This window comes from Klebsiella sp. GW_Kp182 (genome assembly GCF_040062275.1).
GTDB lineage: Bacteria > Pseudomonadota > Gammaproteobacteria > Enterobacterales > Enterobacteriaceae > Klebsiella > Klebsiella michiganensis.
In genome coordinates this window covers 43265-65878 of sequence record NZ_JBEAFQ010000055.1, presented here as the reverse complement: position 1 = coordinate 65878, position 22614 = coordinate 43265, and the positions used below count along the sequence as shown (strand labels likewise).

23 protein-coding genes are annotated in these 22614 nt (G+C 57.2%); 11 read left to right on the top strand and 12 right to left on the bottom strand.

The features are described from left to right. Positions 1-43: 43 nt before the first annotated feature. From ABLU88_RS23615 to ABLU88_RS23605, 3 genes are all read right to left on the bottom strand, one after another. Positions 44-652: a glutathione S-transferase gene (locus tag ABLU88_RS23615; protein ID WP_014227226.1), complete on the bottom strand. Its 609-nt coding sequence runs from the start codon at positions 650-652 to the stop codon at positions 44-46. 91 nt (positions 653-743) lie between these two features. After that, positions 744-1880 (bottom strand): HlyD family secretion protein, encoded by a 1137-nt coding sequence (locus tag ABLU88_RS23610; protein ID WP_004855442.1) that lies wholly within the window; start codon positions 1878-1880, stop codon positions 744-746. A gap of 3 nt (positions 1881-1883) precedes the next feature. After that, a complete protein-coding gene (locus tag ABLU88_RS23605; protein WP_004855444.1) occupies positions 1884-2255 on the bottom strand; it encodes a DUF3302 domain-containing protein in 372 nt (123 codons plus the stop codon). A 535-nt stretch (positions 2256-2790) separates the two neighbouring features. Here ABLU88_RS23605 and mtlA point away from each other — a divergent pair. The 3 genes from mtlA to mtlR all read left to right on the top strand — a co-directional run bounded on the left by mtlA (position 2791) and on the right by mtlR (position 6570). After that, complete coding sequence (gene mtlA / locus ABLU88_RS23600; protein ID WP_004855446.1) at positions 2791-4701, top strand: PTS mannitol transporter subunit IICBA; 1911 nt, start codon at positions 2791-2793, stop codon at positions 4699-4701. A gap of 127 nt (positions 4702-4828) precedes the next feature. Next, the gene (gene mtlD / locus ABLU88_RS23595; RefSeq protein WP_014839780.1) at positions 4829-5977 is read left to right on the top strand and encodes a mannitol-1-phosphate 5-dehydrogenase; all 1149 of its coding nucleotides are present in this window, start codon (positions 4829-4831) and stop codon (positions 5975-5977) included. Then, positions 5974-6570, top strand: a complete 597-nt coding sequence (mtlR, locus tag ABLU88_RS23590) for a mannitol operon repressor MtlR (RefSeq protein ID WP_014227228.1) — start codon at positions 5974-5976, stop codon at positions 6568-6570. Before mtlD ends, mtlR begins: the two co-directional genes overlap by 4 nt. Here mtlR and ABLU88_RS23585 read toward each other — a convergent pair. Further along, on the bottom strand, positions 6559-6783 hold the full coding sequence (locus ABLU88_RS23585; RefSeq protein ID WP_004855451.1) for a hypothetical protein: 225 nt from the start codon (positions 6781-6783) through the stop codon (positions 6559-6561). The two genes, mtlR and ABLU88_RS23585, sit on opposite strands and share 12 nt — an antisense overlap. Positions 6784-7058: 275 nt before the next feature. On the opposite strand from ABLU88_RS23585, the gene ABLU88_RS23580 reads away from it, so the two are divergent. The 5 genes from ABLU88_RS23580 to trmL all read left to right on the top strand — a co-directional run bounded on the left by ABLU88_RS23580 (position 7059) and on the right by trmL (position 12034). Next, positions 7059-7421 carry a YibL family ribosome-associated protein gene (locus tag ABLU88_RS23580; protein ID WP_014227229.1) on the top strand — a complete coding sequence of 121 codons (363 nt, stop codon included), beginning with the start codon at positions 7059-7061 and terminating at the stop codon, positions 7419-7421. Positions 7422-7773: 352 nt separating this feature from the next. Continuing rightward, positions 7774-9429, top strand: coding sequence for an L-lactate permease (gene lldP, locus ABLU88_RS23575; RefSeq protein WP_014227230.1), 1656 nt, complete (start codon positions 7774-7776; stop codon positions 9427-9429). Beyond that, the gene (gene lldR, locus ABLU88_RS23570; protein WP_032751690.1) at positions 9426-10199 is read left to right on the top strand and encodes a transcriptional regulator LldR; all 774 of its coding nucleotides are present in this window, start codon (positions 9426-9428) and stop codon (positions 10197-10199) included. The genes lldP and lldR overlap by 4 nt, the downstream gene beginning before the upstream one ends. Continuing rightward, a complete protein-coding gene (gene lldD, locus ABLU88_RS23565; RefSeq protein WP_025106767.1) occupies positions 10199-11434 on the top strand; it encodes an FMN-dependent L-lactate dehydrogenase LldD in 1236 nt (411 codons plus the stop codon). The genes lldR and lldD overlap by 1 nt, the downstream gene beginning before the upstream one ends. Positions 11435-11560: 126 nt before the next feature. Then, positions 11561-12034 (top strand): tRNA (uridine(34)/cytosine(34)/5-carboxymethylaminomethyluridine(34)-2'-O)-methyltransferase TrmL, encoded by a 474-nt coding sequence (gene trmL / locus ABLU88_RS23560; protein WP_014227233.1) that lies wholly within the window; start codon positions 11561-11563, stop codon positions 12032-12034. 104 nt (positions 12035-12138) lie between these two features. On the opposite strand, the gene cysE is transcribed toward trmL, so the two are convergent. The 5 genes from cysE to ABLU88_RS23535 all read right to left on the bottom strand — a co-directional run bounded on the left by cysE (position 12139) and on the right by ABLU88_RS23535 (position 15378). Continuing rightward, positions 12139-12960 (bottom strand): serine O-acetyltransferase, encoded by an 822-nt coding sequence (cysE, locus tag ABLU88_RS23555; protein ID WP_004106845.1) that lies wholly within the window; start codon positions 12958-12960, stop codon positions 12139-12141. An 80-nt stretch (positions 12961-13040) separates the two neighbouring features. Continuing rightward, the gene (gpsA, locus tag ABLU88_RS23550; protein WP_004855462.1) at positions 13041-14057 is read right to left on the bottom strand and encodes an NAD(P)H-dependent glycerol-3-phosphate dehydrogenase; all 1017 of its coding nucleotides are present in this window, start codon (positions 14055-14057) and stop codon (positions 13041-13043) included. Continuing rightward, the gene (gene secB, locus ABLU88_RS23545) at positions 14057-14524 is read right to left on the bottom strand and encodes a protein-export chaperone SecB (protein ID WP_004106849.1); all 468 of its coding nucleotides are present in this window, start codon (positions 14522-14524) and stop codon (positions 14057-14059) included. Before secB ends, gpsA begins: the two co-directional genes overlap by 1 nt. 59 nt (positions 14525-14583) lie before the next feature. After that, positions 14584-14835: a glutaredoxin 3 gene (gene grxC / locus ABLU88_RS23540; protein ID WP_004106850.1), complete on the bottom strand. Its 252-nt coding sequence runs from the start codon at positions 14833-14835 to the stop codon at positions 14584-14586. Between the two features lie 111 nt (positions 14836-14946). Then, complete coding sequence (locus tag ABLU88_RS23535) at positions 14947-15378, bottom strand: rhodanese-like domain-containing protein (RefSeq protein ID WP_004126582.1); 432 nt, start codon at positions 15376-15378, stop codon at positions 14947-14949. Positions 15379-15623: 245 nt separating this feature from the next. On the opposite strand from ABLU88_RS23535, the gene gpmM reads away from it, so the two are divergent. Genes gpmM through ABLU88_RS23520 form a run of 3 tightly spaced genes read left to right on the top strand, consistent with a single transcriptional unit; the run spans position 15624 to position 19388 of the window. Further along, entirely contained in the window at positions 15624-17168 is a 1545-nt protein-coding gene (gene gpmM / locus ABLU88_RS23530) for a 2,3-bisphosphoglycerate-independent phosphoglycerate mutase (RefSeq protein WP_014227235.1), read from the top strand. Positions 17169-17177: 9 nt separating this feature from the next. Continuing rightward, positions 17178-18449 carry a murein hydrolase activator EnvC gene (envC, locus tag ABLU88_RS23525; protein ID WP_064377575.1) on the top strand — a complete coding sequence of 424 codons (1272 nt, stop codon included), beginning with the start codon at positions 17178-17180 and terminating at the stop codon, positions 18447-18449. A gap of 3 nt (positions 18450-18452) precedes the next feature. Further along, entirely contained in the window at positions 18453-19388 is a 936-nt protein-coding gene (locus ABLU88_RS23520) for a divergent polysaccharide deacetylase family protein (protein WP_032718807.1), read from the top strand. On the opposite strand, the gene ABLU88_RS23515 is transcribed toward ABLU88_RS23520, so the two are convergent. The 3 genes from ABLU88_RS23515 to kbl form a co-directional block, all read right to left on the bottom strand. Next, the gene (locus ABLU88_RS23515; protein ID WP_348838143.1) at positions 19385-20182 is read right to left on the bottom strand and encodes a glycosyltransferase family 2 protein; all 798 of its coding nucleotides are present in this window, start codon (positions 20180-20182) and stop codon (positions 19385-19387) included. The genes ABLU88_RS23520 and ABLU88_RS23515 overlap by 4 nt on opposite strands. Before the next feature lie 161 nt (positions 20183-20343). Then, a complete protein-coding gene (gene tdh / locus ABLU88_RS23510) occupies positions 20344-21369 on the bottom strand; it encodes an L-threonine 3-dehydrogenase (RefSeq protein ID WP_004855475.1) in 1026 nt (341 codons plus the stop codon). Positions 21370-21378: 9 nt separating this feature from the next. Next, positions 21379-22572: a glycine C-acetyltransferase gene (gene kbl / locus ABLU88_RS23505; RefSeq protein ID WP_014227238.1), complete on the bottom strand. Its 1194-nt coding sequence runs from the start codon at positions 22570-22572 to the stop codon at positions 21379-21381. Positions 22573-22614: the final 42 nt, after the last annotated feature.

Sequence of the window (22614 nt, the reverse complement as noted above, 5' to 3'; positions counted from 1 at the left end):
GGCAATTGTAATGCCTCCGCGCAAAAACTGTTACCTGTCTGGGTCAACTCACCGGCGGTTCAGTGCGCGCAAAGCTGGCGCGCTGAAAGAGGGAATCCACCAGGCGCACCAGCTTCGGTCGGGTGGCGCACCAGCCCGGCGCGACACGGCGGAAATTGAGATAAGCAATGGCGCAGGCTGCGGAAATGGTTGCCAGATTAACCTCATCAGGACGTAATGTCCCGTCACTGGCATACCCTTCCAGCGCATCAAGCCCGCGCGCAATTTTTTCACGCTGGCGCAGCAGTTCGCTTTCCGACTGCTGGGCCGCCGGGCGCGTTTTCTCCCGTACCAGCGTTTGCGCAGCCTCCATCACGCCATCAGCCAGCGCTTCAATTTGACGCAATTTCAGCGCAGCCTTCGGCGCCGCAGGCAGCATATCCGGCGCGATGCCGAGCAGCTCCAGATATTGCGCAATAATGGGCGAGTCGTACCAGCATTCACCGTCGTCGGTGACCAGCGCGGGGACTTTTCCCAGCGGATTGTACTGCGCCACGCCGTTGGTCTCGTGGTACGGGAATTCGTTGACGAACTCGAAGGGAATCGCTTTTTCCAGCAGTATGACGGAAATTTTGCGCACAAAGGGACTGGTGTAGCTGCCGATCAGTTTCATTGCCTGCTCCTTTCGCCAACAAAGTAGTAAGTATGGCGCAGGCGCAGGCAAATAGCAGAGAGAGAAATCACCTCATGCCGGACTGACCCCGCTAATGGTCCAGATAGAGATAGTGCATCCAGCTGGTCATCCGCAGCAGCACCTTGCGCATCACCGAAACGTGGGTGAAATGATCGGAGTAGACCGCCACCTGGGCGTAAATGCCGTCAGGCAGGGCGTCTACGGCGGCATCGGGCTCCAGCTCAATGGTCGCCAGCACGCCATCGGTGCCCGGCGTCACCGTCAGCGCCTGCAGCGTGCCCTGCGCCTGGTATGTTCCCCCCGGTACGACTGGCAGGATGCTCACCAGCTTGCCGCGAAAGACCTGTCCCGGCAGCGCGTTGAACACCGCTTCAGCATCGTCGCCCTTCTCCAGCCTGAGCAGCGAATTTTGGCGGAACTGCGCCACAATCAGCCGTTTTTGCTGGGGGATAAAGACCATCACCGGACGCAGAGGCAGCGAGGCGGCATAGGTCCCAGGGCGAATTAACACCTGGGTGATATAGCCATCGCTGGGCGCGCGCACGGTCGTCTGATCGAGGTTATATTTCGCCTCTGCCAGCTGCGCGCGCAGGCTTACCACCTGCGACTGTTCGCCGTTTATCATGCTGTCGAGCTGGCTCTGAATTTGCGCCTGCTCCGCCACCGATCCTTTCACCATCGCATCCTGGGCGAGGTAGTTTTGCCGGGCATTATCGATATCGCTTTCCGAAAACGGATTGACCCGCGCCTGGCTTCCTTTCAGGTAGCGCTGATAATCCTTATACAGACGGTCGCGCTCCGCCGAAACGCGCGTGGTGTTGGCCTGAGCCTCAGAAAGCTGGGCTTTAAGGGTATTGATACTGTGCAGCGCGGTAACAAGGTCGGCCTGTAGCCGGTCCACCCGCGCCTGATAACGCACCGGATCGATGGTAAACAGCACCTCGCCCTTTTTAACCCGTTGATTTGCTTTATCCGTGACGCTGCTGACCACCCCGGTAACCTGCGGCGTAATAGGAATAGAAATAACCGCTTTTTGTGCGGTAAAGGTATACGGGTGGTTGTAGTTCATTAATAAGATAAGCGCGCTAACAATAAATACGCCGCCCAGCGCCGCGGTGGGAACCGTCCATTTATTTACCGGGATCTTAAATATTTTAAATATCGACCAGGCAATCGCCACATAGGTCAAAATAATCAGCAGATCCATGAGTTATTTCTCCACCGAAGGAGGTTGAGCTGACGGTCTGAGACCGGTTATTTGCTGCTCGAGCGCGATAACCCGCTGGCGCAGTTCGCTGATGTCGTCCCCCTCTTCCGCCGCCTCAGACGGCGTCTCGTCCCGCCGATGCTGCATGCCCCAGCCGCGTTCTGGCCGGTAAAGCGTGGCCCAGATCCATAAAAACGGCCAGATGACGTGCAGCGTAAAAAGGCTCACCCAGCCCGCGACGTGAATCGCATCGGCATGCGGGTGATTACGTTTCTTCGCGATCAGGTAAGGAATATCATGAAGAATGATGATCCCATAAAAAATCACCAGAAATACAAAGATCAGAACGCCGAGCGCAAAATAATTGAGAAACATAATTTCCTCGGATTTACGCTAATTATTTTCAGGATGTGTGCCGGGCCGGATCAAAAAAGGGCCGACAAAATGAGCATAATTCACCCGTATCATTTTCGCCATTGACGACTAAAATGTTCTTTAAGCGATTGCGTTGCTGAGTGACGTATCAGCAAGCGGAACACGGCATAACCTGCGCGAGATCACACCGGGCTAAATCCTGGTGAAAATATTTTGTGATGGACATCACAAACAAATAACAAAACGTCAAAGTAAATTTGTGATTTTCATCACATAAAAATGCATTATCCCCCCTTAAAACCCGGTCTGTTGTTTTTTTACACATCCATTTTGTGATGGAGATCACTACAAAAGACCGTCATCGCCCTATATTTGTGTGATCCAAATCACATAAAAATCCACCGACTGGACAGCTTAACGATTCAGTGCCAGATTTCGCACTATCACTCAGGGCCCGGCTACCTCTGCCGCCTTATTAACAACAAGCCTCGGGCTTTCAGCCTGCCGATAGCAAAAACAGAAGAAGGGGTGTTTTATGTCATCCGATATCAAGATCAAAGTGCAAAGCTTTGGTCGTTTCCTCAGCAATATGGTGATGCCAAATATCGGCGCGTTTATCGCGTGGGGTATTATCACCGCTCTATTCATTCCGACAGGATGGTTACCGAACGAAACGCTGGCGAAGCTGGTTGGTCCGATGATCACCTATCTGCTGCCGCTGCTGATCGGTTATACCGGCGGTAAGCTGGTTGGCGGCGAGCGCGGCGGCGTGGTCGGCGCGATTACCACCATGGGCGTTATCGTCGGCGCAGATATGCCGATGTTCCTCGGCTCCATGATCGCCGGTCCGCTGGGCGGCTGGGCAATTAAAAAATTCGACGTCTGGGTAGACGGTAAGATCAAATCCGGTTTTGAGATGCTGGTGAATAACTTCTCCGCGGGCATCATCGGTATGATCCTCGCCATTCTGGCGTTCCTCGGCATTGGCCCGGCGGTTGAAGTCCTGTCGAAAATTCTGGCCGCAGGCGTTAACTTCATGGTGGCGCACGAGATGCTGCCGCTGGCCTCTATCTTTGTTGAACCGGCGAAAATCCTGTTCCTCAACAACGCCATTAACCACGGCATTTTCTCGCCGCTGGGTATTCAGCAATCCCACGAGCTGGGCAAATCCATCTTCTTCCTGATTGAAGCTAACCCGGGTCCGGGGATGGGCGTCCTGCTGGCGTATATGTTCTTCGGCCGCGGCAGCGCGAAACAGTCTGCAGGCGGTGCGGCAATCATCCACTTCCTCGGCGGTATTCACGAGATTTACTTCCCGTACGTGCTGATGAACCCGCGTCTGATTCTGGCCGTTATCCTCGGTGGGATGACCGGCGTATTCACCCTGACTATCCTCAACGGCGGGCTGGTCTCTCCGGCTTCTCCGGGTTCTATCCTCGCCGTGCTGGCGATGACGCCGAAAGGCGCTTACTTTGCTAACATCGCGGCGATTATTGCGGCGATGGCCGTCTCCTTCGTGGTCGCAGCCGTGCTGCTGAAAACCAGCAAAGTTAAAGAAGAAGATGATATCGAAGCCGCGACCCGTCGCATGCAGGATATGAAAGCGCAGTCCAAAGGCGGCGCCACGCCGCTGGCCGCTGGCGATGTCGCGAACGACCTGAGCCACGTGCGTAAAATCATCGTCGCCTGCGACGCCGGTATGGGCTCCAGCGCGATGGGCGCAGGCGTGCTGCGTAAAAAAGTGCAGGATGCCGGGCTGAGCAACATCTCCGTGACTAACAGTGCGATCAACAACCTGCCGCCGGATGTTGACCTGGTCATCACCCACCGCGACCTGACCGAGCGTGCGATGCGTCAGGTGCCGCAGGCGCAGCATATTTCGCTGACCAACTTCCTCGACAGCGGCCTGTACACCAGCCTGACCGAACGTCTGGTTTCGGCGCAGCGCCACACGGATAACGAAGAGAAAGTCCGCGACAGCCTGAAAGACAGCTTCGATGCGTCTGACACCAATCTGTTCAAACTCGGCGCGGAAAACATCTTCCTCGGTCGTAAAGCGGCGACCAAAGAAGAAGCGATTCTGTTTGCCGGCGAGCAGCTGGTGAAAGGCGGCTACGTTGAGCCGGAATACGTCCAGGCGATGCTGGACCGTGAAAAGCTGACCTCCACCTATCTGGGTGAGTCCATCGCGGTCCCGCACGGCACTATCGAAGCCAAAGATCGCGTTCTGAAAACCGGCATCGTCTTCTGCCAGTACCCGGAAGGCGTACGCTTCGGCGAAGAAGAGGACGAGGTGGCTCGCCTGGTTATCGGTATTGCCGCACGTAATAACGAGCATATCCAGGTGATTACCAGCCTGACCAACGCGCTGGACGATGAATCGGTCATTGAGCGTCTGGCAAAAACCACCAGCGTTGAAGAAGTTCTGACGCTGCTGAAAGCGTAATCCGTCACCCGGCGGTGCGCCGGGCAACGCCCCCCTCTCTCCTTACGCGTGGGGAGAGAGGGCTGGGGTGAGGGAAACGCCTGACCCCAGCCCTCTCAGGTAAAAACATTAATTGAAGGTTAATACTATGAAAGCATTACATTTTGGCGCAGGTAATATCGGTCGTGGCTTTATCGGCAAACTGCTGGCGGACGCGGGGATACAGCTGACGTTTGCGGATGTAAATCAGGTCGTGCTCGATGCCCTGAATGCCCGTCATAGCTACCAGGTTCACGTGGTCGGCGAGAATGAGCAGGTCGATACCGTTTCCGGCGTTGACGCCGTCAGCAGCATCGGCGACGAAGTTGTAGAGCTGATTGCCAGCGTGGATCTGGTGACCACCGCCGTCGGCCCGGTCGTGCTGGAACGCATCGCCCCGGCGATTGCCAAAGGCCTGGCCAAACGTAAGGCGCAGGGGATTACCGCCCCGCTGAATATCATCGCCTGCGAGAACATGGTCCGCGGCACCACCCAGCTGAAGGGTCACGTTTTTAACGCCCTCGCCGAAGAAGACAAAGCCTGGGTTGAAGCCAACGTCGGCTTCGTTGATTCCGCCGTTGACCGCATCGTTCCGCCGTCGGCTTCCGCCACTCGCGATCCGCTGGAAGTCACCGTGGAAACCTTCAGCGAGTGGATTGTCGATAAGACCCAGTTCAAAGGCGAACTGCCGAACATCCCAGGTATGGAATTAACCGATAACCTGATGGCATTTGTCGAACGTAAGCTATTCACCTTAAACACCGGACATGCTATAACCGCCTACCTCGGAAAACTGGCGGGTCATCAGACGATTCGCGACGCGATTCTTGATGAGCACATTCGCGCCGTGGTCAAAGGCGCCATGGAAGAGAGCGGCGCGGTGCTGATCAAACGCTATGCCTTTGATGCGCAAAAGCACGCCGCTTACATCCAGAAAATTATCGGTCGTTTTGAGAACCCGTATCTGAAGGATGACGTTGAGCGCGTTGGCCGCCAGCCGCTGCGCAAACTGAGCGCGGGCGACCGCTTAATTAAGCCGCTGCTCGGTACGCTGGAATACGGCCTGCCGCACCGCAATCTGGTGAAAGGGATCGCCGCTGCCATGCACTTCCGCAGCGAAGAAGACCCGCAGGCGCAGGAACTGGCGGCGCTGATTGCCGAGAAAGGCCCACAGGCCGCGCTGGCGCAGATTTCGGGTCTGGACGCAGCAAGCGAGGTGGTGGCGGAAGCCGTTAACGACTATAACGCCACCAAATGAGGCAAGACCTGGCGCGGTCCGAACCGCGCCCATTACTCATGTCAGATATGCAGGCAATAATGGAAGAAACACAGGCATTTGAAAACCGTGTGCTTGAACGTCTGAATGCTGGCAAAACCGTAAGAAGCTTCCTGATCGCCACCGTTGAACTGCTGACGGAAGCGGTCAATATTCTGGTGCTTCAGGTATTCCGTAAAGACGACTACGCGGTGAAATACGCAGTGGAGCCGTTGCTGGACGGCGACGGGCCGCTTGGCGACCTTTCTGTACGCCTGAAGCTGATTTACGGCCTTGGGGTGATTAGCCGCGCCGAATATGAAGACGCTGAACTGCTGATGGCCCTGCGCGAAGAGCTGAATCACGACGGTAATGAGTATAGCTTTACCGACGATGAGATCCTCGGACCGTTCGGCGAGCTGCACTGCGTCGCCGCCCTGCCGCCCACGCCGCAATTTGATGAGAGCGATGCTGAACTGCTGGCAATGCAAAAGCTGCGCTACCAGCAGGTCGTACGTTCCACAATGATGCTATCTCTGACCGAGCTGATTTCTAAAATCAGCTTAAAAAAAGCCTTTCAAAAATCAACGCTCTGATTCTGGCTCTTGCTGGTCGCACGTCGGCCGATAAAGCTGACGATAATACTCAAGACGCCGCAGAAATAGCGCTTCTTTATCTGCCGGGATATCCGGCGGTATATGCTGCAAACGCGGAGATTTTTTTAGATATTCCATAAAAGCCTGACTTGAAGCCATAAAATCTACGGCTTTATCAATAATGCGCGGTACGCTGTCGCCTATTTTCGCCATCACGCTCTCCTCTTTTGGGGGAATGATCCTATTAAGGATTAGCCAAAAACAGGGTTTCAGATGAGGAAAACGTGCTGAATGGCCGTCAGGCTTCACAGAAATGAATATTCGCCAACTCTGGGTTAAAATGATTTTTATGTTCAATAAGTTATAATATGCCGCTGCGGTTGTTATGAGCAAAAAACGGCGACGTTTTGATAAATAACTACCCACAACCCAAGCGACAGCACATACTATAGTCTGATAACGCCCCTTTCTTAATAGATTAAGCCACCATGAAAGAAGTCGAAAAAAACGAAATTAAACGTCTGAGCGATCGTCTCGACGCTATTCACCACCAGCAGGCCGACCTGTCCCTGGTCGACGCCGCAGAAAAATACGCCGAGCTGGAAAAAGAGAAAGCCACCATTGAGACGGAACTCGTTCGCCTGCGTGAGGTTCAGGGCCAGAAGCTGAGCAAAGAAGCGCAAAAGCTGATGAGCATGCCGCATCGCCGCGCCATCACCAAAAAAGAGCAGGCCGATATGGGTAAGCTCAAGAAAAGCGTACGCGGTCTGGTTGTTGTCCACCCGATGACCGCGCTGGGCCGCGAAATGGGCCTCAAAGAGATGACCGGCTTCTCAAAAACCGCGTTCTGATATCTTCATCCCGTGAATCTCCCGGCTCGCGCTACGCTTAGCCGGGCTACGGGTTCACAGCCCTCTGCGAGAGGGTAGCCCGGACAGATGCGCAGCATCGCCTCCGGGACAGGCTCTGTTTCAAACGTCATTCCCCACTAATTGGCCCTACCAATGTTTTCTTAAATCGTCCAATGGTTCACATATCCATCATTTTTCGTCACAGACATATTGCTCATCAATAACATTTGATTAACCATTCGTTGTCGTTAATTCTACAATCGCAATTTGGCTGGGCCAATTTTACAAATGATGTGACCTGCTAAGAGCGCAAGACTCAGCACGGCATCATAACGGCCCGATGGAGACCTGCATGAACCTCTGGCAACAAAATTACGATCCGGCCGGCAACATCTGGCTATCGAGTCTTATCGCATCGCTACCGATTCTGTTTTTCTTTTTTGCCCTGATAAAGCTCAAGCTGAAAGGGTACGTTGCCGCGACCTGGACCGTGCTCATTGCGCTCTCCGTCGCTCTGCTGTTCTACAAAATGCCGGTTGACCACGCGCTGGCCTCCGTCATCTACGGCTTCTTCTACGGCCTGTGGCCAATCGCGTGGATTATTATCGCTGCGGTCTTCGTCTATAAAATCTCGGTGAAAACCGGGCAGTTCGACATTATCCGCTCATCGATTTTGTCGATTACCCCGGATCAGCGTCTGCAAATGCTGATTGTCGGTTTCTCCTTCGGCGCGTTCCTCGAAGGGGCCGCCGGTTTTGGCGCGCCGGTCGCCATCACCGCAGCGCTGCTAGTGGGGCTCGGCTTTAACCCGCTGTATGCGGCGGGCCTGTGTCTGATCGTTAACACCGCGCCGGTCGCATTTGGCGCGATGGGCATTCCGATTCTGGTCGCCGGACAGGTGACGGGCCTCGACAGCTTCGAAATCGGCCAGATGGTTGGCCGTCAGCTGCCGTTCCTGACCATCATCGTCCTGTTCTGGATCATGGCGATTATGGACGGCTGGCGCGGCATTAAAGAGACCTGGCCTGCGGTCATGGTCGCCGGCGGCTCCTTTGCTATCGCTCAGTACCTCAGCTCTAACTTCCTCGGCCCGGAGCTGCCGGACATTATCTCTTCGCTGGTATCGCTGGTCTGTCTGACGCTGTTCCTCAAACGCTGGCAGCCGGTACGCATCTTCCGCTTCGGCGATATGGGCGCATCGCAGGTCGATATGAACCTGGCCCGCACGCATTACACGCCGGGACAGGTGATTCGCGCCTGGTCGCCGTTCCTGTTTCTGACCGCGACGGTGACCCTGTGGAGTGTGCCGCCGTTCAAAGCGCTCTTCGCCCCCGGCGGCGCGATGTACGATTTTGTGATTAATATTTCCGTGCCGTTCCTCGACAAGATGGTGGCCCGCATGCCGCCGGTGGTTAGCGAAGCCACGCCGTACGCCGCGGTCTATAAGTTTGACTGGCTCTCCGCCACCGGCACCGCCATCCTGTTCGCCGCGCTGCTTTCCATCGTCTGGCTGCGCATGAAGCCAAAAGACGCGATCTCGACCTTTGGCAGCACGCTGAAAGAGCTGGCGCTGCCGATTTACTCCATCGGCATGGTGCTGGCGTTCGCCTTTATTTCCAACTATTCCGGTCTATCCTCAACGCTTGCGCTTGCGCTTGCGCACACCGGTCATGCGTTTACCTTCTTCTCGCCGTTCCTCGGCTGGCTGGGGGTATTTCTGACCGGTTCGGATACCTCGTCTAACGCGCTCTTTGCCGCGCTGCAGGCCACGGCGGCCCAGCAGATTGGCGTCTCCGATATCCTGCTGGTCGCAGCGAACACCACCGGCGGCGTGACCGGGAAAATGATCTCTCCGCAGTCTATCGCCATCGCCTGTGCGGCGGTCGGTCTGGTAGGTAAGGAGTCCGATCTGTTCCGTTTTACCGTCAAACACAGCCTGATTTTCACCTGTATGGTCGGCGTTATCACCACGCTGCAGGCGTATGTCTTAACCTGGATGATCCCGTGATAGTGATGCCAAAACGCCTTGCCGACGACGTCGCCCGTCGCGTGCGGGCGCTGATTGAAGAACAAAAGCTGGAGGCGGGCATGCGATTGCCCGCCGAACGTCAGCTGGCGGCGCAGCTGGGCGTATCGCGCAATTCGCTGCGCGAAGCGCTGGCGATGCTGGTCAACGAAGGGGTGCTGCTCAGCCGTCGCGGCGGCGGCACCTTCGTGCGCTGGCAGCACGAAGCGTGGTCGGAGCAAAACATCGTTCAACCGCTGAAGACGCTGCTCTCCGACGACCCCGATTACAGCTTTGATATCCTCGAAGCCCGTCACGCCATCGAAGCCAGTACCGCCTGGCATGCGGCGATGCGGGCAACCGATGCCGAAAAAGAGAAAATCCGCCTCTGCTTTGAAGCCACCCAAAGCGAAGACCCTGACCTGGCCTCGCAGGCCGATGTCCGCTTCCATCTGGCGATCGCCGAAGCGTCGCATAACGTGGTGCTGCTGCAAACCATGCGCGGTTTTTTTGACCTTTTACAGTCCTCAGTCAAGGAGAGCCGCCAGCGGATGTATCTCGTCCCGCCGGTCTTCGCTCGCCTGACCGAACAGCACCAGGCGGTCATGGAGGCGATTATCGCCGGTGACCCGGAAGGTGCCAGACAGGCGATGATGGCCCATTTGGGCTTTGTTCACGCCACCATCAAACGCTTTGATGAAGACCAGGCCCGCCAGGCGCGAATTACCCGCCTGCCCGGTGACCATAACGACAATTCCAGGGAGAACTTGTGATGATTATTTCCGCCGCCAGCGACTACCGCGCCGCCGCACAGCGTATCCTGCCACCGTTCCTGTTCCACTATATCGACGGCGGCGCTTACGCCGAGCACACCCTGCGCCGCAACGTTGAGGACCTGTCCGATGTCGCGCTCCGCCAGCGCATTCTGCGCAATATGTCGGACCTGAGCCTGGAAACCACCTTATTCAACGAGAAGCTGGCGATGCCAACGGCGCTGGCGCCGGTGGGGCTGTGCGGGATGTACGCCCGCCGCGGTGAAGTGCAGGCCGCCGGCGCGGCGGATGAAAAAGGTATTCCGTTTACCCTCTCTACCGTTTCCGTCTGCCCGATTGAAGAGGTCGCCCCGACCATTAAGCGCCCGATGTGGTTCCAGCTGTACGTCCTGCGCGACCGCGGTTTTATGCGCAATGCGCTGGAGCGGGCGAAGGCGGCGGGCTGTTCAACGCTGGTCTTTACCGTCGATATGCCGACCCCCGGCGCGCGCTATCGCGATGCTCACTCCGGGATGAGCGGCCCGAACGCGGCAATGCGCCGCTACTGGCAGGCGGTGACCCATCCGCAGTGGGCATGGGACGTCGGGTTAAACGGCCGTCCGCACGATTTGGGCAACATCTCCGCCTACCTCGGCAAGCCGACCGGTCTGGAGGATTATATCGGCTGGCTGGCGAATAACTTCGATCCTTCGATTTCCTGGAAAGACCTTGAGTGGATCCGCGACTTTTGGGACGGCCCGATGGTGATCAAGGGGATCCTCGATCCGGAAGACGCCCGCGATGCGGTGCGCTTCGGCGCTGACGGGATCGTGGTTTCTAACCACGGCGGCCGCCAGCTCGACGGCGTGCTCTCTTCCGCTCGCGCTCTGCCCGCGATTGCCGACGCGGTTAAAGGCGATATCACAATTCTTGCCGACAGCGGTATTCGCAACGGCCTTGATGTGGTGCGGATGATTGCCCTCGGCGCCGATAGCGTGCTGCTGGGCCGGGCTTATCTGTATGCGCTGGCCACCCACGGCAAACAGGGCGTCGCCAATCTGCTGAACCTGATCGAGAAAGAGATGAAGGTGGCGATGACGCTGACCGGCGCGAAAACCATCGGCGAAATCAGCCGTGAATCTTTAGTCCAGAACGCCGATGCGCTGCGGACCTTTGATGCGATCAAAGCAGGAAACGCGGCGGTTATCCCTGACCCTCTCCCACAGGGAGAGGGAACCGTCCGGCAGGCGGGTTAACGTCCTCATCAGGCCATCCGGCTCACAGGCCGGCGCCGGTTTTCTCCCGCCCCCTTTTCGGGAGAGGGGCGGGATGAGGGTTAACCAAATATCTGCTATTCTGCCCCCCGCAATTAAGGGGGCAGTATGCTTAACATCGTCTTATTCGAACCAGAAATCCCGCCAAATACCGGGAATATCATCCGCCTGTGCGCCAACACCGGCTTCAATCTGCATATTATCGAACCCATGGGTTTTGCCTGGGACGATAAGCGTCTTCGCCGCGCAGGTCTGGATTACCACGAGTTTGCCGCCGTCCAGCGCCATGGTGATTACGCCGCCTTTATTGAAAGCGCAAAGCCGCAGCGCCTGTTCGCCCTGACGACCAAAGGCACGCCGGCGCACAGCGCGGTAAGCTATCAGGACGGCGATTTTCTGCTGTTTGGCCCGGAAACCCGCGGACTGCCGGGCAGCATTCTTGATGCTCTGCCGGCAGAACAAAAAATCCGTATTCCGATGATGCCGGACAGCCGCAGCATGAACCTGTCAAATGCGGTGTCGGTGGTGGTCTATGAAGCCTGGCGCCAGCTGGGCTATCCCGGCGCGGTGCTGCGCAGCTGAGCTCGCTTTCTCCCGGAGGCGGCGCGTAGCGCCTGTCCGGGCTACCAGACAGCGCTCGGTTTTGTAGCCCGGACAGATGCGCAGCATCGCCTCCGGGAAATCAATCAAATACCGTCGCCGTACTCGAAGGTATGGTGTATGCCGTTAAAGTGCTGATCCATATCCATCGCGGGCTTATCGCTCTCCGGCTTGCCCACAATGCGGGCGGGAACGCCTGCGGCGGTAGTATGCGGCGGCACCGGCTGTAGCACCACCGAACCCGCGCCGATTTTTGCCCCGCGTCCGACTTCGATATTGCCGAGGATTTTCGCCCCGGCGCCAATCATCACCCCTTCGCGAATTTTCGGATGACGATCGCCGCTGGTTTTACCGGTACCGCCCAGGGTCACGGATTGCAGAATCGATACGTCGTCTTCAATCACCGCCGTTTCGCCGACGACGATGCCGGTGGCGTGGTCCAGCATGATCCCGCGACCAATCTTCGCCGCCGGGTGGATATCCACCTGGAACGATACGGAAACCTGATTTTGCAGGAAGATCGCCAGCGCCCGACGCCCCTGATTCCACAGCCAGTGGCCGATACGATAGGCCTGCAGCGCGTGGAATCCTTTCAGATAGAGCAGCGGGGTGGAGTATTTATCCACCGCCGGGTCGCGCGTTCGCACCGCCTGAATATCGCAGGCGGCGGAGGCAATCATTTCCGGGTCGGCGGCGTAGGCCTCTTCCACCACTTCACGAATCGCGATGGCGGGCATGATCGGAGAAGCCAGTTTATTCGCCAGCATATAGCTCAGGGCGCTGCCGAGATTTTCGTGCTTGAGTAGCGTGGCGTGGTAAAAACTGGCGAGCATTGGCTCACAGTCAGCTAAAGCCCGAGCTTCGGCTTTAATATTATTCCAGACGATATCCAGTTCTTCACACGGCATTGCTGACTCCAGACGATATAATAATGACCGGCCAGTTCTTTGCTGGCCGGGTCATTCAGGTGATCCAGGTTCCATCGCAGTTAGTTGCTACGCTCGTCCTTGCGTGCACGACCTAATAAGGTCAATGCTGCCTCGCGCGCAATTTTTCCGCAATACAATACCTGATAAATTTCCTCGGTTATTGGCATTTCGACGCCTAAACGCTGCGCCAGAACGCGAACCTCTTTGGTATTGCGATAGCCTTCAACCACCTGGCCAATCTTCTCCTGCGCGCTTTGCACATCCATGCCCTGACCGAGCATCATGCCGAAGCGGCGGTTACGCGACTGGTTATCGGTGCAGGTGAGCACCAGATCGCCTAAGCCCGCCATCCCCATAAAGGTCTCCGGATCGGCGCCCAGGGCCTCCCCGAGGCGTGACATCTCAACCAGCCCGCGGGTAATCAGCGCGGTACGCGCGTTGGCGCCAAAGCCAATGCCGTCAGACATGCCGGCGCCGATAGCGATGACGTTTTTCACCGCCCCGCCGAGCTGCACGCCGATAAAGTCCGGGTTGATATAGACGCGGAAGCTCTTGCCGCAGTGCAGCAGGCTTTGCAAATCGTCAGCGAACTGCGGATCCGTCGACGCCAGCGAGATCGCCGTCGGCAGGCCTGCCGCCAGCTCTTTCGCGAAGGTCGGGCCGGAAATCACCGCCAGGGGGATAGCGTCGCCCAGCGCTTCACGGGCCACGTCCTGCAGCAGGCGCCCGGTTTCCGCTTCCAGACCTTTCGTCGCCCATACCAGGCGAGCGTCGGGGCGCATCAGCGGTTTAATCTGCCGCAGCACCTGGCCGAAAACGTGGCTCGGCACGACGACGAGGATATCGCGGCTGGCCGCCAGCGCGGTCGCCAGATCGCTTTCCAGATGCAGCGTGTCGGGGAAAGGAACGTCAGGAAGAAATGCGGCGTTGCAGCGGTCGTGCTGCAGCGTCGCAATATGTTTCGGGTCATGGCCCCACAGCACAACGTGGTGGCCATTTCTTGCCAGGGTGATGGCAAGAGCGGTGCCGTAAGAGCCGGCACCGATCACAGTCATTGCAGCGTTAAGCGCGTTCATCAGGCATCCTGATGTTGTTCAGCACCTTCGCCAGCCTGCTGCTGCAGATAGTTCATAAACAGCGCATCGAAGTTCACTGGCGCAAGGTTCAGTTGCGGGAAGGTGCCGCGGGAAACCAGGCTGGTGATGCACTCACGCGCGTACGGGAACAGAATGTTCGGGCAGTATGCGCCGAGGCAGTGCGCCATCTGGGTGCCGTCGATGCCTTCGATGGAGAAAATACCGCCCTGCTGTACTTCGCACAGGAATGCGGTTTCTTCGCCCAGAGAGGCGGTTACGGTCACGCGCAGCACCACTTCATACACGCCTTCAGCCAGCTGGCTGGAAGCGGTATCCAGATCAAGTTTAACTTCCGGCTGCCAATCTTTCTGGAAAACTTGCGGCGCGTTCGGCGCTTCAAAAGAAATATCTTTGGTGTAGATGCGCTGAATCTGGAAAGTCATTTCGGTGCTGTTTTGTTCTGACATAGTAAAACCCTTTCGTGTTGTCCTTAAGTACGCCCGTCCAATGGGGATGAGCGCAAAAATTAGCGCAGGAGGGGATCGAGTCCACCACGTGAATCAAGCGCGTACAAGTCGTCACAGCCGCCAATGTGCTGCGCATCAATAAAAATCTGCGGAACCGTCGTTCGACCGCTGCGCTGAATCATCTCTTCACGCTTCGCAGCATCGCCATCGATAGGCAACTCGTTGAACGTCACGCCCTTGCTGTTCAGCAGCGCTTTTGCACGTACGCAGAACGGGCAGGTCGCTTTGGTATAGATATCAATATTGGCCATGACTTCACTCCTGTTTTTACCCCCGAGAGTTTTACGCCGCAGGCGTTGTTTTCCCGCTGACGAATAGCCGCCGCAGGGAAAACCGCGCTACGCCATAAAGACGCGGGTAAATTATTTACCGCGTACCAGCGGAAGGTTCTCGCCGCTCCAGCCAGCGATGCCTTCTTTCAGTACGAAGACCTTTTCAAAACCGGCTTTGTTCAGCGCGCTGGCGGGTTCTTGCGCCTGCATACCTGAGCCGTCTACCACTATAATGGGTTGTGCTTTGTGCTTTTCCAACTCGCCGACGTTATTTGCTTTGATATCGCTCGGCAGCAGGTTAATAGAACCCGCAATGTGGCCTTTACGGAAATCGTCACGCTGACGCAGGTCGACAACCACGGCATCTTCTTTGTTGATCAGGCGCGTCGCTTCACCGCGGGTGATGACTTTAACTTTCGACATCAGCCCTTTAAAGGTGGTGAACAGCACCGCCACCAGCAGCGCGACCCACGCGATGCTCAGGACGGGGTGACGGCTGATGAATTGCATAATTTCTTGCATGGGGGGTTACAACTCCCGACTAAGTGATAAAAAAACCAGGGAAGGAGTATACCTGTGCATTGCGGCAAATACAGCCAGTGAGCGCGATGTAATGTATTTTCTGCGGCCCGTCACGAAAAAAAACCGCTCTCGCCGCGGCAATGCGCTCTGGCCGCCCTCTTTCTTTGATCTTTTACGGTGATTTGATCGATTCAGCTGTAGTAAAATTACGCAAATTTTCTGTCTTTGAGCATGAGGTTGTCGCAATGTCGGTTTCTAAAAAACCTATGGTACTGGTGATTCTGGATGGCTATGGCTACCGTGAAGACCAGCAGGATAACGCTATTTACAGCGCCAAAACCCCTGTTATGGACGCACTGTGGGCGAAACGTCCGCATACCCTGATTGATGCTTCAGGCCTGGAAGTCGGTCTGCCGGATCGTCAAATGGGCAACTCCGAAGTGGGCCACGTCAACCTCGGCGCGGGCCGTATCGTGTATCAGGATCTCACCCGCCTGGACGTTGAAATCAAAGAACGTACCTTCTTCGCCAACCCGGTACTGACCGGCGCGGTCGATAAAGCCGTTGCCGCAGGCAAAGCCGTGCATATCATGGGCCTGATGTCTCCGGGCGGCGTCCACAGCCACGAAGACCACATCATGGCGATGGTTGAGCTGGCAGCCGAACGCGGCGCGGATAAAATCTATCTGCACGCCTTCCTCGACGGCCGCGATACTCCGCCGCGCAGCGCTGAAAAGACGCTGGCGAAATTCGAAGACAAATTTGCCGCGCTGGGCAAAGGCCGCGTCGCCTCGATCGTTGGCCGCTACTACGCCATGGACCGCGACAACCGTTGGGACCGCGTTGAGCAGGCTTACGATCTGATGACCCTGGCAAAAGGCGAATTCCAGGCCGATACCGCCGTTGCGGGCCTGCAGGCCGCTTATGCGCGCGATGAAAACGATGAGTTCGTGAAAGCGACCGTTATTCGCGCTGAAGGCCAGGCCGATGCGGCGATGGAAGACGGCGATGCGCTGATTTTCATGAACTTCCGCGCCGACCGCGCGCGCGAAATTACCCGCGCCTTCGTTAACGCCGATTTCGACGGCTTCGCCCGTAAGAAAGTGGTGAACCTCGATTTCGTCATGCTGACCGAGTACGCCGCGGACATTAAAGTCGCCTGCGCTTATCCACCGGCATCTCTGGTGAACACCTTCGGCGAATGGATGGCGAAGAACGACAAAACCCAGCTGCGCATCTCCGAAACTGAAAAATACGCTCACGTGACCTTCTTCTTCAACGGCGGCGTTGAAGAGCCGTTCAAAGGCGAAGAGCGCATTCTGATCAATTCACCGAAGGTCGCCACCTACGATCTGCAGCCGGAAATGAGCTCCGCTGAGCTGACCGAAAAACTGGTTGCCGCCATCAAGGGCGGTCAGTTCGACACCATCATCTGTAACTACCCGAATGGCGATATGGTTGGCCACACCGGCGTAATGGAAGCCGCCGTTAAAGCGGTCGAAGCGCTGGATGACTGCATCGACCAGGTGAGCAAAGCCGTTGAATCCGTTGGCGGACAGCTGCTGATCACCGCAGACCACGGCAACGCCGAGCAGATGCGCGATCCGGCCACCGGCCAGGCGCACACCGCGCACACCAACCTGCCGGTTCCGCTGATTTACGTTGGCGATAAAAACGTCAAAGCGGTCAACGGCGGCAAACTTTCCGACATCGCGCCGACCATGCTGACGCTGATGGGAATGGAAATCCCGCAAGAGATGACTGGCAAGCCGCTGTTCATCGTGGAATAATCCTTCCCCATGAGGGGAAAGGCGACGTATTCAACTACATGGATCGCAACGGCAGTTCGATCCGTCTTTTACGCCAGCGCGCTTAGCGCTGGCGTATTGCTGTGCGCCTCATCTGCTCACGCCGACGATCGCGACCAGCTTAAATCCATTCAGGCCGATATCGCCGCTAAACAGCGGGCGATTAAGCAGCAGCAGCAGCAGCGCGCTTCCCTGGTCGCCCAGCTTAAAGCGCAGGAGGAGGCCATCTCCGCCGCCGCGCGCAAGCTGCGCGAAACCCAGGAAACGCTGAACCAGCTGAATAAGCAGATCGATGAAATGAACGCCGCGCTGGCCAAGCTGGAGCGTCAGCGCGCCTCGCAGGAGCGTAACCTTTCCGCGCAGCTCGACGCCGCGTTTCGTCAGGGGCCGCATACCGGCATCCAGATGATCCTCAGCGGCGAAGAGGGGCAGCGTAATCAGCGCCTGCAGGCCTACTTTGGCTATCTGAACCAGGCGCGCCAGGAAACCATCGCCCAGTTGAAGAAAACCCGCGAAGACGTGGCGGTGCAAAAATCGATGCTGGAAGAGAAACAGAGCCAGCAGCAAACCCTGGTGTACGAACAGCGCGCCCAGCAGAGCAAGCTGGAGCAGGCGCGCAACGAGCGTAAAAAGACCCTCGCCAGCCTGGAATCCTCCATTCAGCAAGGCCAGCAGCAGCTCAGCGAGATGCGGGCTAACGAATCACGCCTGCGCGGCCGTATCGCCCAGGCGGCGGCGGCGGCCAAAGCGCGGGCGGATCGCGAAGCCCGCGAAGCGCAGGATGTGCGCGATCGCCAGCAGGAAGCCTCGCGTAAAGGCACCACCTACAAACCTACCGAAAGCGAACGCTCGCTGATGTCCCGCACCGGCGGGCTTGGCTCACCGCGCGGCCAGGCATTCTGGCCGGTTCGCGGCTCAATTCTCCATCGCTATGGCGAACAGCTGCAAGGTGAACTACGTTGGAAGGGGATGGTTATCGCTGCGTCTGAAGGCACCGAGGTCAAAGCCGTTGCCGATGGTCGGGTTATTCTCGCCGACTGGCTGCAGGGCTATGGCCTGGTGGTGGTCGTTGAACACGGCAAAGGCGACATGAGTCTTTACGGCTATAACCAAAGCGCGCTGGTCAGCGTCGGCACTCAGGTCCGGGCGGGCCAGCCGATCGCTCTCGTAGGCAGCAGCGGCGGTCAGGGCCGTCCGTCGCTCTATTTCGAAATTCGCCGCCAGGGTCAGGCGGTCAATCCACAGCCGTGGTTGGGAAGATAAGTTTTGCTTCAATTTCGCAGAATTGCACTCGCGGTAACCGGTACGCTGGTTATGGCGTCGCCGGTTTTTGCCGGCAAACTCTCCATTGTTATCGACGACTTTGGCTATCGTCCACAAACGGAAAACCAGGTGCTGGCGCTGCCAGCGACGATCTCCGTTGCCGTCCTTCCTAATGCGCCCCACGCCCGAGAAATGGCGACCAAAGCGCATAATCTCGGCCACGAGGTGCTCATCCACCTGCCAATGGCGCCGCTCAGCAAACAGCCGCTGGAAAAAGACACCCTCCGCCCGGATATGAACAGCAGCGAGATAGAGCGCATTATCCGCGAAGCCTACGGTAAGGTTCCGTACGCCGTGGGGCTGAATAACCATATGGGCAGCGCCATGACGTCGAATCTCTTCGGCATGCAGAAGGTGATGCAGGCGCTCGAGCGCTACAATCTCTACTTCCTCGATAGCGTCACCATCGGCAATACCCAGGCCATGCGCGCGGCGCAGGGCACCGGCGTAAAGGTGATTAAGCGTAAGGTTTTCCTCGACGATACCCAAAACGAAGCGGATATCCGCTATCAGTTCAGCCGCGCTATCGCTTTGGCGCGGCGCAACGGTTCCGCCATTGCTATCGGCCACCCGCACCCGACGACGGTGCGCGTGCTGCAGCAGATGGTGTATAACCTGCCGCCGGATATCACTCTGGTTCGCCCGAGCAGCCTGCTCAACGAGCCGCAGGTGGATACCTCAACGCCGAACACCGCGCCGCCGTCCGTTCAGCCGCCGCGCAATCCGTTCCGCGGCGTGAAACAGTGCAAATCTAAGCGTCCGCCGGAGCCGGTCAACGCCAGCCGCTTCTTTACCATTCTGAGCGAAAGCATCACTCAGAGCACGCTGGTGCAGTATTACCAGCTGAAGTGGCAGGGCTGGGATAAGCCTACCAACTAAATCATCCGGGAGTCCGTGTGCTTATCCGCCGCGGATTCCGGCTTGTCCTGATGGGCATACCAGGCTTTAAAGTATTTAAGAAAGCTGTAAAAGGTCGCGTAAAGCCCGGTGACCACGCCAACCTTGCCCTTTCGCCACGCTCCGCTGAACAGATACCACTTAAAGAAAGCGCCAATCGCGCTGATCGCTCCGCGCGCAAGAGACGGCCTGATTTTCTGGTGTTTAACCAGCCGCGTGGTGTAGCTATTGAGCTTACTAAACACTTCATGCAGGGAGTAGAAGGTATCGTGGCGCACGAATCCCGGTAGCCGGGCAGAGTGCGTAAAGCCAACCACCTGATCGTCTACCGGCCGATCGTTGAACCTGGCGACGGAGCGATTAAACAAGCGAACCGGGAAATCCGGCGATGATACCGGATAAATGGTGCGCACCTCTTCACCCAGCACGAACCAGTAGCGCGGCAGACGCCATGCGCAGGCGGGGTCCGGCTCATCGCCGGCCTTGAGCGCCAGAATTGCCGCCACCACCTCGTCGTCAAGGATCTCATCGCTGTCCACACACAGCACCCAGTCGTGGCGGGCCAGAGAGGTCGCATAATTCATCTGCGTACCGTGAGCCGTATAAGGATGATGGTGAACGGAGAGACCGAACTGTTGGCAAATCTGCAGCGTAGCATCCGTACTGCCTGAATCGACGACGATAAATTCATCAGCCACCCTGAGCAGCGGTGGTAACACCTCCCGTAATAAGCGGGATGAATTACAGATCAATAAGCATACAGAAAGTTTAAGCATAATCTTTATAGGGTTAAACCATGGTTAAACTGACTGTATAAACGAATAGGCGAGAAAGCGATTTAGAAAAAGTGCGGAGTGGATTAAGTATCACAAAATTGTAGGATAACTCTCAAAAAAGCGCCCGTGGGCGCTTTTTTACCATCCTGACCGGGGCGGAATTAATCCCAGCTGAGAATGACTTTGCCAGACTGGCCGGAGCGCATCGCGTCAAAGCCCTGCTGGAAATCATCAATGCCAAAGCGATGGGTGATGATCGGCGACAGATCGAGCCCGGACTGGATGAGCGCGGCCATCTTGTACCAGGTTTCGAACATTTCGCGACCATAAATCCCTTTGATAAACAGCCCCTTGAAAATCACCTTGGTCCAGTCGATAGACATATCCGACGGCGGAATACCCAGCATGGCAATACGCCCGCCGTGGTTCATGGTATCGAGCATGGTGCGAAACGCCGGCGGCGCGCCGGACATCTCCAGACCCACGTCGAAACCCTCGGTCATGCCCAGCTCGGCCATCACATCGTTAAGGTTCTCTTTCGCCACGTTCACCGCCCGGGTGACGCCCATTTTGCGCGCCAGCTCCAGGCGATATTCGTTAACATCGGTAATCACGACGTTGCGCGCGCCAACGTGTTTCGCCACCGCGGCGGCCATCACGCCGATCGGGCCGGCGCCGGAAACCAGCACATCTTCACCGACGAGGTCGAATGAAAGCGCGGTATGCACGGCGTTGCCAAACGGATCGAAAATCGACGCCAGATCGTCAGAGATATTGTCGGGGATTTTAAAGGCGTTAAACGCCGGGATCACCAGATATTCGGCAAAACAGCCCGGACGGTTGACGCCGACGCCCGTCGTATTGCGGCACAGATGCGTACGCCCGGCGCGGCAGTTACGGCAGTGGCCGCAGGTGATATGCCCTTCGCCGGAAACGCGGTCACCCAGCTTAAAGCCGCGAACTTCCTGACCGATACCCACCACTTCGCCGACGTATTCATGCCCCACCACCATCGGAACCGGAATGGTCTTTTGCGACCACTCGTCCCAGTTGTAGATATGCACGTCGGTACCGCAAATCGCGGTCTTGCGAATTTTAATCAGCAGATCGTTGTGGCCGACTTCCGGTTCCGGTACGTCGGTCATCCAGATGCCTTCTTCCGCCTTCAGTTTGGATAACGCTTTCATCTCACACCCTCAGGCAATGACGCCCAGTTGTTTACCGATGCGGGTAAAGGCTTCCACCGCACGTTCAATTTGTTCAGGGGTATGCGCCGCAGACATCTGGGTACGGATACGCGCCTGGCCTTTTGGTACCACCGGGTAGAAGAATCCGGTGACGTAAATACCTTCTTTTTGCAGCTCGCGCGCGAACTGCTGCGCCACGGTGGCTTCACCGAGCATCACCGGGATAATGGCGTGATCGGCGCCCGCAAGGGTAAACCCTGCCGCGGTCATTTTTTCACGGAACAGGCGCGCGTTAGCCCACAGACGATCGCGCAGCTCGCTGCCCGCTTCCACCATCTCCAGCACTTTGATGGATGCGGCGACAATCGCCGGCGCCAGCGAGTTGGAGAACAGATACGGACGCGAGCGCTGGCGCAACCACTCGACGACTTCTTTACGCGCGGCGGTATAGCCGCCGGACGCGCCGCCCAGCGCTTTACCCAGCGTACCGGTGATAATGTCGACGCGGCCCATCACGTCGCAGTACTCATGGGAACCGCGGCCGTTTTCACCCACAAAACCCACGGCGTGCGAATCATCGACCATCACCAGCGCGTCGTATTTATCCGCCAGATCGCAGACGCCCTTCAGGTTGGCGATCACCCCGTCCATGGAGAACACGCCGTCGGTGGCGATCAGCACATGGCGCGCGCCGGCTTCACGCGCCTCTTTCAGACGGGCTTCCAGCTCCTGCATATCGTTGTTGGCATAGCGGAAGCGCTTCGCTTTACACAGGCGCACGCCGTCGATGATCGACGCGTGGTTCAGAGCATCGGAGATAATCGCGTCCTCTGCGCCGAGCAGGGTTTCAAACAGGCCGCCGTTGGCGTCGAAGCAGGAGGAGTACAGAATCGCATCTTCCATACCGAGAAAATCGGCCAGCTTCTTCTCAAGCGCTTTGTGGCTGTCCTGGGTACCGCAGATAAAGCGCACGGAGGCCATGCCGAAGCCGTGGCTGTCCATCCCGCTTTTCGCGGCGGCAATCAGTTCCGGGTGGTTCGCGAGGCCGAGATAGTTATTGGCGCAGAAGTTAATGACCTGGCTGCCGCCGACGGTGATATCCGCCTGCTGCGCCGAAGTGATAATCCGTTCTTCTTTAAACAACCCTTCCGCGCGCGCGGTATCCAGGTCATTGGTTAACTGTTTGTAGAAATCCCCACGCATTGCAACTCTCCAGATTCGGCAAAATTTGGCACATATTACCTA

Coding starts and splice junctions, on each gene's coding strand:
- ABLU88_RS23615 (WP_014227226.1), bottom strand. CDS start 652: ATGAAACTGATCGGCAGCTACACCAGTCCCTTTGTGCGCAAAATTTCC.
- ABLU88_RS23610 (WP_004855442.1), bottom strand. CDS start 1,880: ATGGATCTGCTGATTATTTTGACCTATGTGGCGATTGCCTGGTCGATA.
- ABLU88_RS23605 (WP_004855444.1), bottom strand. CDS start 2,255: ATGTTTCTCAATTATTTTGCGCTCGGCGTTCTGATCTTTGTATTTCTG.
- mtlA (WP_004855446.1), top strand. CDS start 2,791: ATGTCATCCGATATCAAGATCAAAGTGCAAAGCTTTGGTCGTTTCCTC.
- mtlD (WP_014839780.1), top strand. CDS start 4,829: ATGAAAGCATTACATTTTGGCGCAGGTAATATCGGTCGTGGCTTTATC.
- mtlR (WP_014227228.1), top strand. CDS start 5,974: ATGAGGCAAGACCTGGCGCGGTCCGAACCGCGCCCATTACTCATGTCA.
- ABLU88_RS23585 (WP_004855451.1), bottom strand. CDS start 6,783: ATGGCGAAAATAGGCGACAGCGTACCGCGCATTATTGATAAAGCCGTA.
- ABLU88_RS23580 (WP_014227229.1), top strand. CDS start 7,059: ATGAAAGAAGTCGAAAAAAACGAAATTAAACGTCTGAGCGATCGTCTC.
- lldP (WP_014227230.1), top strand. CDS start 7,774: ATGAACCTCTGGCAACAAAATTACGATCCGGCCGGCAACATCTGGCTA.
- lldD (WP_025106767.1), top strand. CDS start 10,199: ATGATTATTTCCGCCGCCAGCGACTACCGCGCCGCCGCACAGCGTATC.
- trmL (WP_014227233.1), top strand. CDS start 11,561: ATGCTTAACATCGTCTTATTCGAACCAGAAATCCCGCCAAATACCGGG.
- cysE (WP_004106845.1), bottom strand. CDS start 12,960: ATGCCGTGTGAAGAACTGGATATCGTCTGGAATAATATTAAAGCCGAA.
- gpsA (WP_004855462.1), bottom strand. CDS start 14,057: ATGAACGCGCTTAACGCTGCAATGACTGTGATCGGTGCCGGCTCTTAC.
- secB (WP_004106849.1), bottom strand. CDS start 14,524: ATGTCAGAACAAAACAGCACCGAAATGACTTTCCAGATTCAGCGCATC.
- grxC (WP_004106850.1), bottom strand. CDS start 14,835: ATGGCCAATATTGATATCTATACCAAAGCGACCTGCCCGTTCTGCGTA.
- ABLU88_RS23535 (WP_004126582.1), bottom strand. CDS start 15,378: ATGCAAGAAATTATGCAATTCATCAGCCGTCACCCCGTCCTGAGCATC.
- gpmM (WP_014227235.1), top strand. CDS start 15,624: ATGTCGGTTTCTAAAAAACCTATGGTACTGGTGATTCTGGATGGCTAT.
- envC (WP_064377575.1), top strand. CDS start 17,178: ATGAGGGGAAAGGCGACGTATTCAACTACATGGATCGCAACGGCAGTT.
- ABLU88_RS23515 (WP_348838143.1), bottom strand. CDS start 20,182: ATGCTTAAACTTTCTGTATGCTTATTGATCTGTAATTCATCCCGCTTA.
- tdh (WP_004855475.1), bottom strand. CDS start 21,369: ATGAAAGCGTTATCCAAACTGAAGGCGGAAGAAGGCATCTGGATGACC.
- kbl (WP_014227238.1), bottom strand. CDS start 22,572: ATGCGTGGGGATTTCTACAAACAGTTAACCAATGACCTGGATACCGCG.